Consider the following 17,061-nt stretch of genomic DNA (forward strand, 5'->3'; position numbering starts at 1 on the left):
CGAGCCCATCCGGTATGACAAACGCAGATACAAACGACGCAACCGCATCGAAATCATGTTCGGTCGTCTGAAAGACTGGCGACGCGTTGCCACGCGTTATGATCGGTGCCCGAACGTCTTCCTCTCCGCCATAGCCCTCGCCGCTACAGTGCTCTTTTGGCTATGAGTCCTGAGCCTAGCGCCAAGAACGGGCATTAAGATCAGGCCCCGCAGGCGGACGTTGGTCTACGCGCGCGGTCAGCGCGTAATCAGCCTAGATTGGCGGTCGAGCGCCGGTTTGGTTTGTAATCAACAGCTCGATGCGCCAAAGGACCATAGTCTGAAGCAGGATCTTTGAGCAGCGCTCAAGGTAGATTGCGTACCCCATTTCTCTTTCGGCCCCTTGCCCGCCCTTTCCGGCACGGTACACGACCGAGTTGCTCTTGCGCCTGAAATGCAAACCTCCGTGGTGTGACGCATTACGCAGCTGGCTGTCTGCTTCATCACAAATTGCAGCGAAAGGGCCATTGGCCTCAAACGCTTTGAACCGCCCAGCCTTATCGAGTTTCTGATAATCCGACAGGCTCAGGCTGGCGAGTTGGTCATACGCCCGCCCTGCAATCAGATTGTTAAGCGCAGTGAGTGTCTCAACATTAGACGCGAACGCCTCGAAGGCGTTGCCATAGAACATCCGCGTCGCGTCGAAATGGGTAGAAGTTGCCACACGATCAGGACCAATCTCGATACCAGCGGTCACCAAATGATGGATTTGGGAAAACTCGCCGAACCCGCCGAAGTAAGATTTGAGGAGATCAAAGTAACGCTGACCGTGGTCGGCACTTAACGTGTCTCCGAAATAATCTGCAAAGGCCTGAAAACCGGTTGCTTGCGAAGCCTTCTGCACTTCGGTGAAGGCGGCTTCGAAGCGCTCTGCGTAAACAGCGCCCCCGAGGGAACCCGCGAACTGAAACAACCAGTCAGTCAGTCCTTCCGGACGCTCGCTGTAGGTTCCCTTCTCCATAAACGCCGCCATGCGACGCTCGGCGAGGACGCTTTTACCGTTCCGGGTCAGCGACCACGTCGCGCGGAGGTCTGCCATTCCTCAGAAAGGCTAACAGCCGGCCTGCCAGTTTCTGGGAGATCCGCCAGCGTGAGTGGCTGCCCCATACGATCACGACGGGCTAAGAAAGCTTTAATCAGCTTGCTGCCCATTTCAATGCTGGGAAAAGCAAGCGGGCTGTGAAGCTCGTCCTTCGAGAAAACGAATGACGGATGGAGATTGATGATTGGCGCTCTATCGTCAGCTTTGGCAGCGCGCGCATTTGGCCCCCAGACAATTCCTGTTCCGAGCTGCAGCCCTAGCCCCATCTCCTCGCCACAGTTCACACAGGCAAACCTATGACTTTGATCGGGTTCCCTGCCGATCCCGATGCGCAGGACGTGAACCTGATCGCATTCCTCACACTGGCCGTACTGTCGAATGATCATCGGTACCTAATGTCACGCTTGGGCCGCGCACGCAATTTTAGCGGCTGCAGCCCCGCTCTCACAGGCTTGGTACAAAATACGTGCTCGAGTCGACGCCTCGCTTGCGTCAGGCTAAGAAGTGGAGCGCTGGGCAAACGCATCGCGGCAGGGCGGCCATGGCCGGGGTCTAGAATGACCCAGGCTGCCCATAATCGCCGTCTCTCAGCTCATATCAAAACGGAAGCCGAACAGGCCACCGGTCTCATCGTCCGTAAGCCTCACCACATTGATCGCGTCTTCCAAAGTGGCATCGACGGCGACTAAGGCCTTCTCGAACTCGTCGCTGTTCAAGGCGACGATGTATTGACCCCCGATATTGCGGGAGACCTTGTCGCCATAGGCCAAGGCGAGACCCACCTGCCGAGAATCCACACCATCAAATATGTGGCTGTCATGGACCACCATGCGGGGCCCCGGTTCGAAGCGTTCGAAAGCGATTTCGAGCAGCGCCATGTCGAAGCAGAACAGCTTCATCATGTCGATCCCGCCCTTGTTGCCGCCGCCTTGAATATCGATCCGGAATTTCGGTCCGGTGCGCGACGCTTCGACGATCAGGTTGCCCGTTCGGTCGTCGTAGAGGGTGTCGATCGCGCGGTCCACGAGGACGGTGGCGCGCTTTATACGATCTTCGGCTTCATCGTGATCCTGCTGCAGTGCTAGCTGTAACTCGGCCGCCTCGGCCTTCAGCTGCGTCTTGTCGTTTTCGAGACTCGCGGCGTGCTGCAGTTTCCCTTTTAGCACCTCGACCCGGCCGACAATCTCGCCGAGGGCCTCGCGCAAGCGGATCAGGTCCTCGAAGGCCCCCGTCCCGTCTAGAGACCGCAAGATCTTCGTTCGCTCGTCCGAGGCGTCCCGAAGCGTTCGTTCGAGTACGGCGCGATGATTACGCACATCCTCTATCTGAGCCTCGAGATAACGACGTCGGTTCGACGCAACGGACGCCTGGAAGGCCTTCACTTCCTCGAAGCGACGAAGGGCCACCGCCGGCAGTTCAACTTTGGCGGCGGCGTAGAGGCGTTCGACGTCGGTGTAGGCGGGCGGTGCCTCTTCTTGGAGCGATCGCGCCATGTAGTCGACGGCCGCGTCTGCCTCAGCCAGACTGAACGTCGCGTCGGAGACCTTCTCCTTCAACTCAGCGGCCTTTGCCGCCAGCTCCCGGTAGCTATCGTGGACAAGGAAGGCGTCGATCTGGGCCCGCAGGCTATCGCGGCGTGCTTCCGCCCGGGCGAGTTCGGGCCGAATTTCGGCTGTTGTCCCAAAGAGAGCACCGAGTTCGCCTTTCTTGATCGCCTTGGTCAAGGTTTCGATAGCTCGGCGTCGATCCCGCATGTCCTGGAAGGAGCGCGCAATCTCCCAGTCGAGGCCGATAAGGTACGACAAGGCGACTTGCCAACTGCCCGGCTTCTGATCCGAGGCGGTCTTTTCAATCACTTCCATGCCGCCGGACGCCCGTCGGCGAGCAAAGTAACCGACAAGGGAGCGGAAGGTCGGAGCCCATTTGCGTTCGAACGGCGTGTCCTTCCGATCGCGCGGCAGATCGAACCACAGATCGCCAAGCACCGTCCGCCATGTATTCAGATCTACGGAAATTTCGTCCTCGTCGCTCGCGAAGATGTCTAACCCCAGACCCTTGGCATCGCCGGCGATCAGATGGACCATCTGGTCGCTTGATCCTGACCGCCGAACCGTGACCCATAGGTCGCCCAGCAACACCTCCATGAAGAAACTGTGATCGATCAACTCGGGGTGCTTGAACAACGATTTTTTGGGAGCATCGGCACCCAACAGGAAGTGGATGACCTCCACGAGGCTCGTCTTTCCCGCCGAGTTCCGAGTGTGACGCCCCGTAGACTCTGCAGCGACATCGGCCAGGAGAATGTTCAATCCCTCGCCGAAGACGATGGTCTTGAACGTGGAAAGCGTGCTGTAGATCGTGCGGATCATCGCGCCGCCTTTTTGATCACGGTACCGTTGACCTGATCGACAGCGCCTAAGGCGTAAAGCAGGGACAGAGCCATAACGAACCAGTCGAACGGCAGGGGTGACTCACCGTTCTGGTCTGAGCGCATCGCGCGCACATTGTCCCAGATTTCGGATACGGTCGCGGCGTCTCCCATGACCGACAGGATCTCACCGCCGACAGACAGGAGCGCCCGGTCTGACTTTAAATACTTGCTGGGTAGGATCACGCCGCCGTAGCCTCGACTGGCTCATCCTCAAAGATCGTGCAAATTTCGAAGAAATGTGCCAACAGGCTCCATACAGCCACATCAAGCGCAGCGGTCATCCGTTCAACGCCAGCGACGAATCCATAGAGCTGAAACAGGATGTCATCAGGTTCTATGTCCTGTGTCCTCAAGTCCAGATACTTTGCCTTCAATACAGCGGCGATTTCGGCACCGAGCATGGCGTCCTGGTGGTTGTCGAGCATTTGCCCGACCCTAATCGAATTCTGCATACCGTTGATAATGCGGCCCTGCGAATGGTCGCTAAGGCCATTGAAGTGAAGTTTGCGATCGGGCACTGCCCGAGGTGGGTCTAAGTCAGCGGCGTCATGTTGAACAGCCATGAGATCGCTCACGACCTTTAGCAGCACTTCGGGCTGAATCGCACGGAAGTCTTCATCAGACGCCGCCTGGCCGACAAGATCGTCGATCGCATCGGCATCTAGACCGAAAAGCGCCGCCTCGAACTGCTCCCTGCCGAAGATATCGATCTTAACTTCGGGGTGAGCAGCTCGCAGCTCGCAGCTCAAGAACTTTCGCCACGATCTGGGCCGGTGGCTGTTCAACGTAGTTGTGAACGAACTTCCAGCCTTTCAGATCGGGCCAATGGTTCAGTGCCCCATGGAAATCCGAGTCAACCTTGGCCACTGCTGTGCTCAAACCGGACCATAACATGCAAATACAGTGAGGGGGTCCACGAGAAGGCCGTCGCACTTGAGATCGCCCCGCGAATAGTCCGTTCCGACGCCTTGGAAGGCGTCACCGTTTACGCGAGTCATTAGTTCGGACAGGAACTCCTGGAGCTTCCCCCCTTTGGCACGGCGAAGTTTCAGCTCGAGCGCGGCCTTAATGGCGTTCCGTCGTGATGGTGAGAAAGACACGTAGCGATTCCGTCGCCGGCCCCTGTTCCCGCCGGTTAATCTAACATCGGTCAATCTGACTCGGAATGCAATCGCAAGCCATTCGCGCCTTTTGTCGCTCGCGTAGCGGGAGAGCCATGACGAACTGTCTAAAGCGTCTAGGTCACTTGCCTCTGATGGCATCCATGGCATCAACCACGAAGTGATTAATCATCCTCACCTAGGTAGCAACTGCTCTCACGGTCCCTTTAAAGTGCGTTGCCCACGCTGGCGACCCTGTTATCCACGCCCGACAGCGGACGTCCCCAAAGTCTGAGAAGAGTCAGAAGCGGACGCTCGTCTCGCTTTTGCCGCTTATCCACAAGCTATTGAAGCCTAGTGTTTTCACACTCTTCACACCTCACAAATCGCCCAAGCGATTTCGGACTTGCAATACAAATGCAGGCGACGACTGCAACGGCTACATTACTGAATCTGTATCTATCTTGCCGTTAAAACAGCCATTTATGGCTGCAACACTTTCCGAACCTGTGCAGTCTGCGAAGAAAATACATGTTGGGTTCCGCTGTCTATCACCTGGCACCATTTGAATTCATTTATCCGACCGCTAAGCGTGACAGGATCATCAGGTCATTTTCCGCCTGACGATCCTGCATTGTGATGCTTCAGGTTCTTCGCCCGTACGGGTCTAGAATGAATATTGGGCGCGGATGGATAAGGTCATGCCATCGTCCTTGGTCGGATAGCTGTCGGTAAAGTTTTCGACGTCCCAGAAGATGGCGTTGAACATGAGACGCGCCGAGTCCGTCAGATACCAGTTGGTGCCCAGCGTGCGGTTGCATCCTTTTCCACCCAATGGCGCGTCGGTAAAGTCCACGCACTCCCACCGGGCTAGAAGTTCCAGCGCGCCCATACCGCCATCTGTAACCGGCTTGAGTATAGATGGCTGGCTCCAGGCGCCGATCCTGCGAGAATAACCGGGCCTGTCGCCGGTGATGAACCATCCGGCCGAAAGTGTGCCGGCTTTGAACCGCGTCGAAGCTACGTTGTCGCGATAGTCCAGATCACGCTGGCCTGCCTCGGCAAACGCCCAGAAGTTGCGATAGACGCCCCCCAGTTCCACCCCATACGCCTGTCCCGTATCCGGCAGACCGATCTGGCCAGAAGACACGCGGATATTGGAGTTGAAGCGCCCGCCGATGGCGGTGTTCTGGTTGATGGTTTTGGGTTTATCCGGGAAGCGCTCCTGAAAGCCCCATGCCCCGAGGTGGACGATCAGGTCATCGGTGGCGATCGGGTTCCAGTGGGCGCGTTCCATTATCGTCAGCCCGTCCCGCACCTGGAAGCTGTCGTCCATGTCGTCGCCGGTGATCTTGACCGTGGCGTGCCAGTTTTTGCCGAAAGTTTTGGCCATAGCCCCGACGCCGAAAAATCCGCTTTGGGGTGTCAGGGCATTGGCGATCAGATTGCGTTCCAGAAACGGCGTAGCGTCTGATCCGGTCGAGCCCTCGATCCCGCGCTCGGACAGTCGTACGCCCAGAGTGAGTTCGGAGGGATTGCCGAAAACCATCTCGCGCCAACCGACATAGGCGCTGGTGATCGAGGTCAGCTCCGACGCGAAATCAGCCTCGATCTGATAGAACAGCCTGCCCGCGGCCCCTTCCATGCCGATGCGCAACGCGCGAGCACCCGTGGTGGTGATGTTTCGGTCGCCATAGTCCGAACCGGAGGCGGATGACACATCCGCCAGGATGCGACCGCGTGGCCGGAAGCGGAAATCACCGGCCGAAAATTCCGGTGCGCCCTTGCCGAAATCGATCTTAAGCGGCTGCTGCCCGGAGGTTTCAGGTGTCTTTACGACGACGTTTTGAACGCCTTGATTGGCGGCTGGCGACGGCGTTCCCGCCACAGCAGCGGGGGGCAGTGACTGGGGAGATTGACGTGCAGCGGCCTCCCCTGCTGCGGCTTCATATAGGGCGTCGGCCTTGGCCTGGCTGACGACGCCCTCCTCTACCAACAGCTTCAACAGGTCTTGGACCGTCGGCCCCTGCTGTGCAGCAGAGGCCTGGGCCAGAGCGGGAGAAGCAGCGAAAAGGCACAGTACAGTTGAACTCAACAATGCTACGCGACGCATTACGCTCTCCACTAGAACTCAGAACACCCAGAGCGAGGTTTGAGGCAGGCTGATGCGGTGATTTCCGGGGTCGAGCGTGTGGGTCGATACGGCGCGCACAGAGCGTCCATTCAGATTGAACACATGCTCCCAGCGACCGCCCAAATAGGCCGAGAAGTCCAGATGGGCTTCGACGCCTTCGGGTTGGTCGATACCGACATCTTCGATGCGGATGATGGAGGTCGCGTCATCGCCCACCTGACGGTTGCCGCGGTTGATGCCCCACACCGTCTCGCCATCGATGTCGAGACGGGCAAACTTGCCGTTCACCTCGGCCACCTTGGCGTTGATGGTGTTGTTCACGCCCATGAAATCGGCGGCAAACAGGGTCTTTGGATTGGTATAGAGCTGCTCTGGAGAGCCTTCCTGTACCAACAGGCCTTCGTTCATCAGCATGACACGGTCGGCAATGGCCATTGCCTCGACCTGATCATGGGTGACGAATATGGCCGCGAGGCCGGACTTCTTGATCAACTGGCGGATCCAGACGCGGGCCTCTTCGCGCAGTTTGGCATCGAGGTTCGACAGTGGCTCGTCCAACAGGATCAGTGGCGGGCGATACGCCAGCGCGCGGGCCAGCGCTACACGCTGTTGCTGGCCGCCGGAAAGCTCCGACGGGAAACGGTGGCCGTATTGGGCCAGTCCGACACCCTCCAGCACCTCTTCAGCGCTGGCCTTGATGTCGGCCTTGTTCTTGCCGCGCACCTTCAGGCCATAGGCGACGTTGTCCATCACCGTCTTGTGCGGCCACAGGGCATAGGACTGGAACACCAGACCCAGATCGCGCTTTTCGGGCGCGATATTGGTCTTGCTGGCGCTGTCGAACACCGTCTTGTCGCCGATGGTTATGGAGCCCCCGGTCGGAATTTCCAGACCGGCGATCGCCCGCAACAGGGTGGATTTACCGCAGCCCGACCGACCCAGCAGGGCGATGATTTCACCGTCCTGAACGTCAATGGAGACGCCCTTGAGGACCTGGGTCTTGCCGTACTGAACGTGCAGGTTGTTGACGTTGAGCTTAGCCATTTTTCTTCTTTCCGAAGGCGGCGAGGAGCAGCAGACCGCCGCAGACCATCGCGATGTTCAGGACAGACAGGGTGACGACGAGATCCACACCGCCGGTGGCCCACAGGGAAACCAGAAGCGAACCGATCACTTCGGTGCCCGGACCCAGCAGATAGACGCCGGTCGAGTATTCACGGACGAAGGTGACGAACAGCAGCAGCCAGGAGCCGATCAGGCCGGCCTTGATCAGCGGCAGGGTCAGTTCGCGGCTGACACGTCCGGCAGAGGCACCGGCCACGCGGCCCGCTTCTTCCAGATCGGGTGAAATCTGCAGCAGCGAGGCCGAGATCAGGCGCATGCCATAGGCCATCCACACCAGCGTGTAGGCGAACCACATGGCCAGCAGGGTTTGGCGGAAGGGTTGCAGAGGCGGGAAGAACAGGAAGACCCAGAAGATGGCCAGACCGGCGATGATGCCCGGCATGGCCCGCGGCAGCAGGACCATATAGTCCAGCGTCGCGCTCCACTTGGTCGGCCAGCGGTGGGTGGCAAGGTTCATCAGGGTGTAAACACCCACTGCCGCCGCGCCACCGGCGATCGCCAGGATCAGCGTATTTATGATGCCGCGGACAACGTTTGGATATTCCGCCAGCTCGCGGAAATTGTTCAGCGTCAGGACCTGAGCCAGATCGACCCCCTCACCCCAGGAGGTGACGAAGGCCCGCATGATCAGGGCACCAACCGGCGCACCGACCGTAACCAGCAGCCACAGGACAATCAGTGCCAAGGCGGGCCATTTCCACACGCCGATACGCAGGGGGCGGCTTTGCGTGGCCTTGCCCTTGACCGAGATGTAGCGGTTGGCGTTCTTCAGCAGGCGGCGCTGCAGGAAGACCAGCGGCAGGGCGATGGCGATGATCACGATCACGACCACAGCCATCAGCTGATAGCTGGGGATGCCCAGAATATTGGTCAGGCCATACAGATAGGTGGCCAGAACCTGCGTGCCTTGCGGATCGGCAAGGATCAGCGGCAGGCCGAACAGTTCGAAGCCGAGGAAAAAGACCAGAACCGCCGAGTACAGCAGGCTGGGCATGATCATGGGCAGGGATACCGTCAGCGCCGTACGCAGGGGCCCTGCCCCCGTCGCACGGGCGGCGTCCTCAACGTCCGAACCCAGACTGCGCAATGCTGTTGAGGCATAGATATAGACGTGCGGAACGTGGGTCAGGCCCGCCAGTATGATCAGCGAGGTGGTGGAATAGAGGTTCCAGGGGATGAAACCGAAGATGTCCTTGGCCCAAAGGCTGATGAAGCCGACCGGCCCGAAAGCCATGACAAAGCCGAAAGCCAGAACGATGGACGAGACAAACATCGGGGCCAGCATCAGCGGCTCTAGCCAGCGGACGCCGGGCAGATCGGTACGCACCAACAGCAGACCCAAAAGCCCGCCGATAGGCACGGCGATCAAGGTCATTCCCGCTGAAATCAGGGCTGAGTTGCCCAGGGCCTTGAAGAAGGCCGGATCACTGAAAACAAAGCGGAAGGCATCAAGCGTGAAGTGGACATTGCGAGCGAAGAACGGACCGTTCAGGAAGCTTTGCCAGACCACCAGCCCGATTGGGGCAAGGATTACGAAAATGGCTGCCAGAACGATGGCAATACGAAACTGCGGCTTCATGGCTGCTGCTCTTCCTTACCGCTAAGCGTTTCGGTCCAACGGCGCAGGAAGCGCAGACGCGTTTCCTGATCCAGATTGGCCAACAGGGCCGGTCCAACGCGGATTTCACGCGTGTTCTCCGGCAAGGAGGCATAGATGGCGGGCGCAGCGACATCAGAACGGATGGAGCGCATGTTGCGCTTGACCAGGTGCTCCTGCCCCCGCTTGGACAGCATGAAATCCAGGAAGAGCTTGGCTGCGTTGGGGTTGCGTGCATCCTTCGGAATGAAAGCGATGCGCGACATCACCAGCGTGTAATCGTTCGGGAAGACGACGCCGACCGACGGGTCCTTGCTGGCACGCTCGACGGCATAGGAGCCGATCATGTTGAAAGCCAGCAGGCTCTCGCCCGAAACGATGCGCTCCATCATGGCGCCGGTGGAGGTGTAGAGCTTCGGGTTGGTCGGGCCCAGGGCGGCGACAAAGTCCCAGGTGTCGCCGGTCGCGAGCACATCCTGTGTGATGTAAAGGAAGCCGACGCCGGATTTCACCGGGTTATAGGACGTGATTTTTTCCTGATAAAACCCGGGCTTGCGACGCAGAAGATCGGTCAGTTCGGCATGGTTTTGCGGAACGTCCTCTTCCGGCATCAGTCGTTTGTTGTAGGCGAAAACAATCGGCTCGCCCGTGGTGCCGTAGGCCTCGTTTTTCCACACAGACCCTTCAGGCAGGGCGGCTTTTTCGGGCGAGGCATAGGGTTGTGCATAGCCGTCGTTGACCAGCTTGATCTGAAGGTCCATCGCCGAACTCCACAGCAGGTCGGCCGAGCCCTCGCGGGCCGCGACTTCAGCGATGAAGCGGCTGTAAATCTCCGTGGAGTTCAGATCCGCATATTCAACATTGATTTCCGGGTATAGAGAACGGAAATCATTGATGAGTTCGGTCACCTCACGCGCGTCTGTGGCCGAGTAGATGCTCAGACGGCCTTCTTGTTTGGCGGCCTCTATGATCTGTGCATACGAGCGCGGGTATCCGGCAGGTACGGACTCTATACTGGCGATAGTGGGCTCGACGACGGGTCGTGGAGCACTCTTGTCATCGCGCAAGATATTCCAGACCAGACCCGCAGCCAGGGCCGTTCCTGATATTGCGCATAGGGTTAGTATCGTGCGTTTTTGCACGGCCATGCCTCCTATGGTGTATCCATCCCAATGGAGTCTTATTGCTCCGTTCAGGCATGTTATGGCTTGAATGCTGTCACGAACCTGTCACTGGTTTTATGAATGTCGCGCATACTGCTGATTGAAGATGACGCTCCTCTGAGAAGGGCTTTGGAAGCTTCACTGAAAGCTTTGCAATACAGTGTGGATATTTCAGAAGACGGTGAAACAGCTTTGGCGCTTGCCGCCGAGAGCGACTATGACGCGATCATACTGGACATCGGCCTGCCCGATATTTCGGGCCTTATGGTGCTCAAACGAATGCGGCGCTCGGGTTTGAAGACCCCCATCCTGATGCTGACCGCGCATGACACCATAGAGGATCGTGTGGCGGGCCTGGATCACGGTGCCGACGACTATCTGCTCAAACCCTTTGCCCAGCCCGAGCTGGAGGCGCGTTTGCGGGCCTTGGTCCGTCGCGGTGCGGGCGACCCCAATCCCTCCATTGTCATCGGGCCGCTGGTGATCGACCGGGCGACCTCAACAGCCACTCTCGACGGTCGGCCACTGGACCTGCGGCGGCGCGAGTGGGCCGTTCTGGAGAGCCTGTCGATCCGCCGGGGCAAGGTCGTACCGCGAGAGCGCCTGTTGGCCGATGTATTTGATCAGGACGATGAAATCGCGCCCAACGCACTAGAGGTCTACGTCGCTCGCCTGCGCAAGAAACTGGAGCCAGATGGCCCTAAAATCAGGACCTTGCGCGGACTTGGTTATCTATTGGATACGCATGGCTGAGACGCGCGCGGGGTCTGTTACCAGCCGTCTTTTGCGGGCGCTGATCGGGCCGATGATTGCGGTGGCCCTGATCTTCGGGGCTGGCGGTACCCTGCTCATCAAGCGGATTGTCGAACAGGTGAACGACCGACCGCTGGAAGCTTCGGTTACAGCCATCGCCGATACATTGGCCGTTTATCAGGGAGAGATCACCCTGGACCTGCCCCCGGCGGCCTTCGGCCTGCTGGAAGATGCCGAGCGGGACAATGTCTATTACAACATCACCAAGTCGGGTGAACTGATCACGGGCTATGCAGATCTGCCTCTGGCACCGACCACGACGATCGATGATGTGACCTTCCGCTACATCACCTACCGCGACCAGCGCATACGGGTGGCCGAAACGGCGCGGCTTCTGCCGCGTATCGATGAACCCGTCGTGATCCAGGTCGGAGAGACGATTGAAGGCCGCAGAGCCTTGATCCGACAGCTGCTGATCGCCTTGGGGGCACTGGAGATTTCACTCGTGTCGCTGACGGCCATTCTGGTGCCTGCTGCCGTGCGCTGGGGACTGCGGCCTTTGCGGCGCATCGAGGCGGCAGCGCAGACGCGAGAGGCCGTGTTCACTCCCCTCCCCATCCATCAGGCCCCGCATGAGGTGCGCAGCTTGATTGTCGCGTTCAATACCCTGCTGCAAAGGCTTGAAACGGCAACTGACGGCATCCGCCGCTTTACAGCCGATGCCTCGCACCAGTTTCGTACGCCCGTCGCTGTCATGCGTACAAACATCGCCACGCTGGAGCGTTCGATCCCCGATACGGATGACGCGAGGGAACGCTTTGCCGATCTGGACGCCAGCGCCGCCCGCCTGCAGCGTTTGCTGGAACAGCTGCTTTCACTGGCCCGCGCCGAAAATGCATCGGCGGCAAACCTGCAATCCGTCGATCTGGAGGCCTTGATCCGGCAGATCGCTATGGACCATGCCCCGCGGGCACTGAATGCCGGTCAGGACATTCACTTCAGCGGTCCGCCTTCACCGCTGATGGTGACGGGCAATCCGTTCCTGATTGCTGAAATCGCCGGAAACCTGCTCGATAATGCGGTCCGCTATGCCGGAACGGGCGCGACAGTCACGGTGGGCGTCGAACAGGATGGCCATTTTGGTGTACTGACCATCGCGGACGACGGCCCCGGCGTGCCTGAGGAATTCCGCAGGCGCATAGGCCAGCGTTTTATGCGCGTGGGTGGTGATCGCGATGCTTTCGGTTCCGGGCTTGGCCTGTCTATCGCCGACCGTCTTGCCCAATCCATGAATGGGCAACTGACGATCACCCACGGCCAGAAGGGACTGAGAGTCAGTCTGCGGCTTCCACTGGCGGATGGCTGATCGGGCGGGAAATCTCTGATTGACCTTGGCCATCGACAGCCGTACTGCCGGAACTGCGTCAGGTTCCCCTCATCGGGGATTAAAAGGGAACGGAGTTTCAAGCTCCGGCTGTTCCCGCAACTGTAAGCGGCTAGCCCGCGCGTCATAAGCCACTGGGGAACGCCAGGTCGATGACCTTGCAATCTCTGGGAAGGCGGCGTGCACCGGCGTCGATCCGCAAGCCAGGAGACCTACCTGTCGCGGTCGTTCTCCACGTGGCCGGGAATAGCCAGGTGGTCGAGGCAACTCGTGTGACGACATCGTTTTCAACCGCGTTCAGCGGGTGATGGCGCGTGTCCAACCGCACGTGCCTTTGCCGGCTGTGCGCCTCCATGTGGGATGTCACATTGAACAGGCTTCTTTTCCCGGCTGCGGGCTTTGCCGTTCTTATTTCGTCGCAGGCTTTCGCCGCCGAGCTGGATCAACAGGCGGCTGCGCCGTCTGTCGCCGACAGGACGGCGGCTACGGCGCTTGGCGATATTGTGGTTACGGCCAACCGTTCGGCACAGTCGATCGACAAGGTCGGCGCTTCGGTCACTGTCCTGACGGCAGCGGCGCTGGAAGCATCACAGGCCACGGCTGTGCCCGATGCCCTGGCCCGAACCCCGGGCGTCAGTTTCGCCCGTAACGGCGGCATCGGTACCGTCACCTCGGTCAACATACGCGGTGCAGAGGGGCACCACACTGTCGTGCTTATCGACGGGGTGAAAATGAATGACCCCTCCTCGACCCAAGGTGGTGCGAACTTCAGCAATCTGCTGGTCGGGGACCTGAGCCGGATCGAGGTGCTTCGCGGGGCACAATCGACCCTGTGGGGCAGTCAGGCTATCGGAGGCGTGGTCAACATCATCACTGCCGAGCCTACGCAAGCCCTGCAAGGCTATGTCAGTGCCGAGGCCGGATCGTTTGGTACGCGGTATTTCCGTGGTGCCGTAGGCGGCACCAATGACCGTTTCAGCTGGCGTGTAGCCGCAAACCGGTATGACACAGACGGTTATTCCGCCTTTGCTGCGGGCACCGAAAATGACGGCTACAGCCAGAATGGTCTGTCGGGCCGGATGAACCTGAAAATCACCGATGCCGTGTCGGTAGATCTGCGTGCCGTCTGGTCGGATGGCACAAGCCAGTTCGACTCCTTCAATGGCGACAGCCGCGAATACAGTACGACCCAGGAACTGGCATCGTACGCGGGCTTGAACTTTGACCTGCTGGATGGACGTCTGCGTAACCGTATCGGTTTTTCCTACACGGATACCCAACGCGACAGCATCAATCCCGACAGATTGATCGAGCCCACGACTTTTGAGGCAAAGGGCGAAAACAAGCGGTTGGACTATCAAGGCAGCTTTGCCTTCACGGATAATCTGAGCGCCGTTTTCGGCATCGAGTCCGAGCGTGCCGAAATGCGCAGCCGGTCGCTGCCGAACAGCACGGTCAAGCCTGCTTTCGGTACGGGCAAAGCCGATCAGGACAGCGCCTATGTGCAACTGCAATGGGAGGCTGTGCCCGGCATCAACCTGACCGCAGGGGTGCGCTATGACGACCATGCCCGCTATGGCGACAAGACGCTGGGCCAGTTCGCTGCCGCGTGGACGCTGAACGAGGGAAAGACAGTCCTGCGGGCCAGCTGGGCACAGGGTTTCCGCGCGCCGGGCCTGTATGAACTGTACAGCGAATACGGCAATCTGGACCTTCAGCCCGAAGCCTTTGATGCCTGGGAAGTCAGCGTCCAGCAGCGCCTGCTGGACAGGGCGTCCCTCGGTATCACCTACTTCAACCGCCAGTCCGATAACGAGATCCGTTACAAGGGCTGCAGCTTCGGCACCACCGACCCGCTCTGCACTGTAAACGGCAATACGCGCTGGGGTTATTACGAGAACATCCAGAAAACCGAAGCCCAGGGCATCGAAGTCACTGGTGCTTTTGACGTGACGTCGGCCCTTCGCATTGCGGCCAACTATACATGGACGGATGCGATCAACGCATCGGGGGCCAGCAAGGGCAAGCGTCTGACCCAGCGTCCGGAACACATGGCCAATCTATCGGCGGACTATGCGTTTGCGTCTGGGCTCAAGACGGGCGTGGCTGTCCGCTATGCCGGCAAGGCCTTTGCGAATGCAGCCAACAGTGATGCGCTGGACGCCTATACGCTGGTGGATTTGCGCGCATCCTATCCGGTCAACGACACCCTCGAAGTGTATGGCCGTATCGAGAACCTGTTCGATGAACAGTATCAGGTCGTCCGTGGCTATGGCACGGCTGACCGCAGCGTATACGGCGGCGTCAGAATCCGCTTCTGATGTATTGAGGCGGCCTTACAATAGGCCGCCTCCCCTACCATCCACTTGTTTCCCCGCTGTGACTCGACAAGGGCATAGACTCTGTAGAGCTACAGCATACTTCAGTGTTTCTCGGTTGGCTGGGCTATGGCAATGATCGACAAAGATTTTTTCAATATCCCGCCACTGAGCAAAGACCTCGGTCCCGAGATCGAGGCCCATATAGACGGCAAGGCCAAGCCCCCGAAGTCTTTGGGCCGTGTCGAAGAACTGGCCCATCAAATCGGTCTGATCCAGCAATCGCTGAACCCCCGGATCCAAAAGCCTGCGCTCGTTGTGTTTGCGGGCGATCACGGCATGACGGGTTCAGGCGTGGCGGCATTTCCGGCAGGCGTGACCGTGTCGATGGTGGACAGTCTTCTGTCGGGCAGAGCCACCGCCAATGCTTTTGCCGGTGTGGTGGGCGCTGATGTCCATGTCGTGGATGCGGGGGTCAATCATGATCTGTCCGACCGCGCGGGACTGATCCACCGTAAGATCGCGATGGGCACAAACGATGCCTCCATCGAACCGGCAATGACCCGCGAACAGGCTGAGAAAGCACTCGCATACGGTGCGGATGTGGCTGCGGAGATTGTCGCCGGCGGTGCCGATCTGCTGGCATTGGGCGAGATGGGGATCGGCAATAGTTCATCGGCTTCCTTGCTTGTGCACCGACTGACAAATGCCCCTCTTCACCTGTGTATCGGCCCGGGCGCGGGTCATTCCGAAGCCAGTATGAAGGTCAAGCGCGCGACCTTGGCCAAGGCCGCTGACCGTTCGACGGCAACCGATCCTATGGAGGTGCTTGTCGAGTTCGGCGGTTTTGAAATCGCCATGATCGCGGGCGCAGTCATCGGCTGTGCACGGCAAGGTGTGCCGGTTCTGATCGATGGTTTCATCTGCTCGTCGGCTGCCTTGCTGGCTATCCGGCTGGTTCCGCAGGTGCGTGATTACTGCATCTTCACTCATGCCTCGGCCGAGCCCGGCCATGCCATCACCATGACGGCGCTGGACGCGCGTCCTCTGCTGGATCTGGATATGCGTTTGGGCGAAGGCACGGGGGCCCTTTTGGCCATACCGATTGTACGGGCAGCCTGCGCCATGATGTCGGGCGTGGCGTCTCTGGCCGAAGTCATGGAAGCCGCCCGATGATCCTGCGCGAACTGAAGCTGTTCGCCTGTGCCTTGCAATTCCTGACCCGACTGCCGACCCCGCATCTACGCGATTTCCAACCGGAGTGGATACAGGCCAGCGCCCGCTATTACCCGCTGGTCGGGCTGATGGTGGGGGCGATCTCCGCTGCCGTACTGTGGACTGCCGATCAGGTCTGGGGGCCTTGGATCGCGGCCATTCTCGCTGTCGCGGCAGGTATGGCGGCAACCGGATGTTTCCACGAAGACGGCTTGGCTGACACGGCAGACGGCATCGGCGGCGGCCAGACGCGAGATCGCAGACTGGAAATCATGAAGGACAGCCGCCTTGGCACCTATGGTGCCTCGGTTCTGGTTCTGAACCTTATGCTGCGCGTAGCGGCACTGGCGATGCTGGTGCAGGTTGATCCAGTGATGGCGGCGCTGTGTCTGATCGCGGCGCATGGCGCGGGGCGTGCCGTGGCCGTGCTGGCAATGGCGGTGATGCCCTATGGTGGCCATCCGGGAATGGCCAAGGAAGGCAGGCCGGACCGCACCGCATGGCCCAATGTCATCGTCGGCGCAGCCTTTGCCGCCCTGCCCTTCGTCGCATTCCAGCCGACGCCTGCGATTATCGGCGTCTCAGCCGGATTGCTGCTGGCTCTGGTACCGGTTTGGCTTGCATGGCGGTTGCTGGGAGGCCGGACAGGCGATGTTCTGGGCGCTATCGAACAGGCATTCGAGGCCGGCTTCCTGCTGGCGTTGGCCGGTATTCTGGCGTGAGCATCATCGTGTGCCCTCTGCACGATGTCACGGCGCTG

15 protein-coding genes and 1 riboswitch are annotated in these 17,061 nt (G+C 59.5%); of the genes, 6 read left to right on the forward strand and 9 right to left on the reverse strand.

Annotation, left to right across the window (positions count from 1 at the left end; all coding sequences use genetic code 11):
- Positions 1-166 (forward strand): transposase (locus B3H86_RS10240; protein ID WP_292053822.1); only part of this gene is annotated, 166 nt, incomplete at its 5' end.
- 87 nt (positions 167-253) lie between these two features.
- On the opposite strand, the gene B3H86_RS10245 is transcribed toward B3H86_RS10240, so the two are convergent.
- The 9 genes from B3H86_RS10245 to B3H86_RS10285 all read right to left on the reverse strand — a co-directional run bounded on the left by B3H86_RS10245 (position 254) and on the right by B3H86_RS10285 (position 10,535).
- Complete coding sequence (locus tag B3H86_RS10245) at positions 254-1,078, reverse strand: hypothetical protein (protein ID WP_292053535.1); 825 nt, start codon at positions 1,076-1,078, stop codon at positions 254-256.
- Positions 1,048-1,467, reverse strand: a complete 420-nt coding sequence (locus B3H86_RS10250) for a hypothetical protein (protein WP_292053537.1) — start codon at positions 1,465-1,467, stop codon at positions 1,048-1,050. The genes B3H86_RS10245 and B3H86_RS10250 overlap by 31 nt, the downstream gene beginning before the upstream one ends.
- A gap of 201 nt (positions 1,468-1,668) precedes the next feature.
- Positions 1,669-3,450 (reverse strand): ABC-three component system protein, encoded by a 1,782-nt coding sequence (locus B3H86_RS10255; RefSeq protein WP_292053538.1) that lies wholly within the window; start codon positions 3,448-3,450, stop codon positions 1,669-1,671.
- Positions 3,447-3,695 (reverse strand): ABC-three component system middle component 6, encoded by a 249-nt coding sequence (locus tag B3H86_RS10260; RefSeq protein WP_292053540.1) that lies wholly within the window; start codon positions 3,693-3,695, stop codon positions 3,447-3,449. Before B3H86_RS10260 ends, B3H86_RS10255 begins: the two co-directional genes overlap by 4 nt.
- Positions 3,692-4,261: an ABC-three component system protein gene (locus B3H86_RS10265; RefSeq protein ID WP_292053542.1), complete on the reverse strand. Its 570-nt coding sequence runs from the start codon at positions 4,259-4,261 to the stop codon at positions 3,692-3,694. Before B3H86_RS10265 ends, B3H86_RS10260 begins: the two co-directional genes overlap by 4 nt.
- 1,018 nt (positions 4,262-5,279) lie before the next feature.
- Positions 5,280-6,725, reverse strand: coding sequence for an OprO/OprP family phosphate-selective porin (locus B3H86_RS10270; RefSeq protein WP_292053544.1), 1,446 nt, complete (start codon positions 6,723-6,725; stop codon positions 5,280-5,282).
- Between the two features lie 18 nt (positions 6,726-6,743).
- Complete coding sequence (locus B3H86_RS10275; RefSeq protein WP_292053546.1) at positions 6,744-7,790, reverse strand: ABC transporter ATP-binding protein; 1,047 nt, start codon at positions 7,788-7,790, stop codon at positions 6,744-6,746.
- Positions 7,783-9,450: an ABC transporter permease gene (locus tag B3H86_RS10280; protein WP_292053548.1), complete on the reverse strand. Its 1,668-nt coding sequence runs from the start codon at positions 9,448-9,450 to the stop codon at positions 7,783-7,785. The genes B3H86_RS10275 and B3H86_RS10280 overlap by 8 nt, the downstream gene beginning before the upstream one ends.
- A complete protein-coding gene (locus B3H86_RS10285; protein WP_292053550.1) occupies positions 9,447-10,535 on the reverse strand; it encodes an ABC transporter substrate-binding protein in 1,089 nt (362 codons plus the stop codon). The genes B3H86_RS10280 and B3H86_RS10285 overlap by 4 nt, the downstream gene beginning before the upstream one ends.
- Positions 10,536-10,712: 177 nt before the next feature.
- Between B3H86_RS10285 and B3H86_RS10290 the strand changes: the two genes are divergently transcribed.
- The 5 genes from B3H86_RS10290 (at position 10,713) to cobS (ending at position 17,023) form a co-directional block, all read left to right on the forward strand.
- Positions 10,713-11,384: a response regulator transcription factor gene (locus tag B3H86_RS10290; protein ID WP_292053552.1), complete on the forward strand. Its 672-nt coding sequence runs from the start codon at positions 10,713-10,715 to the stop codon at positions 11,382-11,384.
- A complete protein-coding gene (locus B3H86_RS10295; protein WP_292053553.1) occupies positions 11,377-12,750 on the forward strand; it encodes a sensor histidine kinase in 1,374 nt (457 codons plus the stop codon). The genes B3H86_RS10290 and B3H86_RS10295 overlap by 8 nt, the downstream gene beginning before the upstream one ends.
- 43 nt (positions 12,751-12,793) lie before the next feature.
- Positions 12,794-13,002: riboswitch (cobalamin riboswitch) on the forward strand.
- Between the two features lie 134 nt (positions 13,003-13,136).
- Positions 13,137-15,089: a TonB-dependent receptor plug domain-containing protein gene (locus B3H86_RS10300; RefSeq protein ID WP_292053555.1), complete on the forward strand. Its 1,953-nt coding sequence runs from the start codon at positions 13,137-13,139 to the stop codon at positions 15,087-15,089.
- Between the two features lie 132 nt (positions 15,090-15,221).
- Positions 15,222-16,262, forward strand: coding sequence for a nicotinate-nucleotide--dimethylbenzimidazole phosphoribosyltransferase (gene cobT / locus B3H86_RS10305; protein ID WP_292053557.1), 1,041 nt, complete (start codon positions 15,222-15,224; stop codon positions 16,260-16,262).
- Entirely contained in the window at positions 16,259-17,023 is a 765-nt protein-coding gene (gene cobS, locus B3H86_RS10310; RefSeq protein ID WP_292053558.1) for an adenosylcobinamide-GDP ribazoletransferase, read from the forward strand. The genes cobT and cobS overlap by 4 nt, the downstream gene beginning before the upstream one ends.
- The last annotated feature ends 38 nt before the right edge of the window (positions 17,024-17,061 follow it).

Source organism: Brevundimonas sp. UBA5866, from assembly GCF_002432125.1.
GTDB lineage: Bacteria > Pseudomonadota > Alphaproteobacteria > Caulobacterales > Caulobacteraceae > Brevundimonas.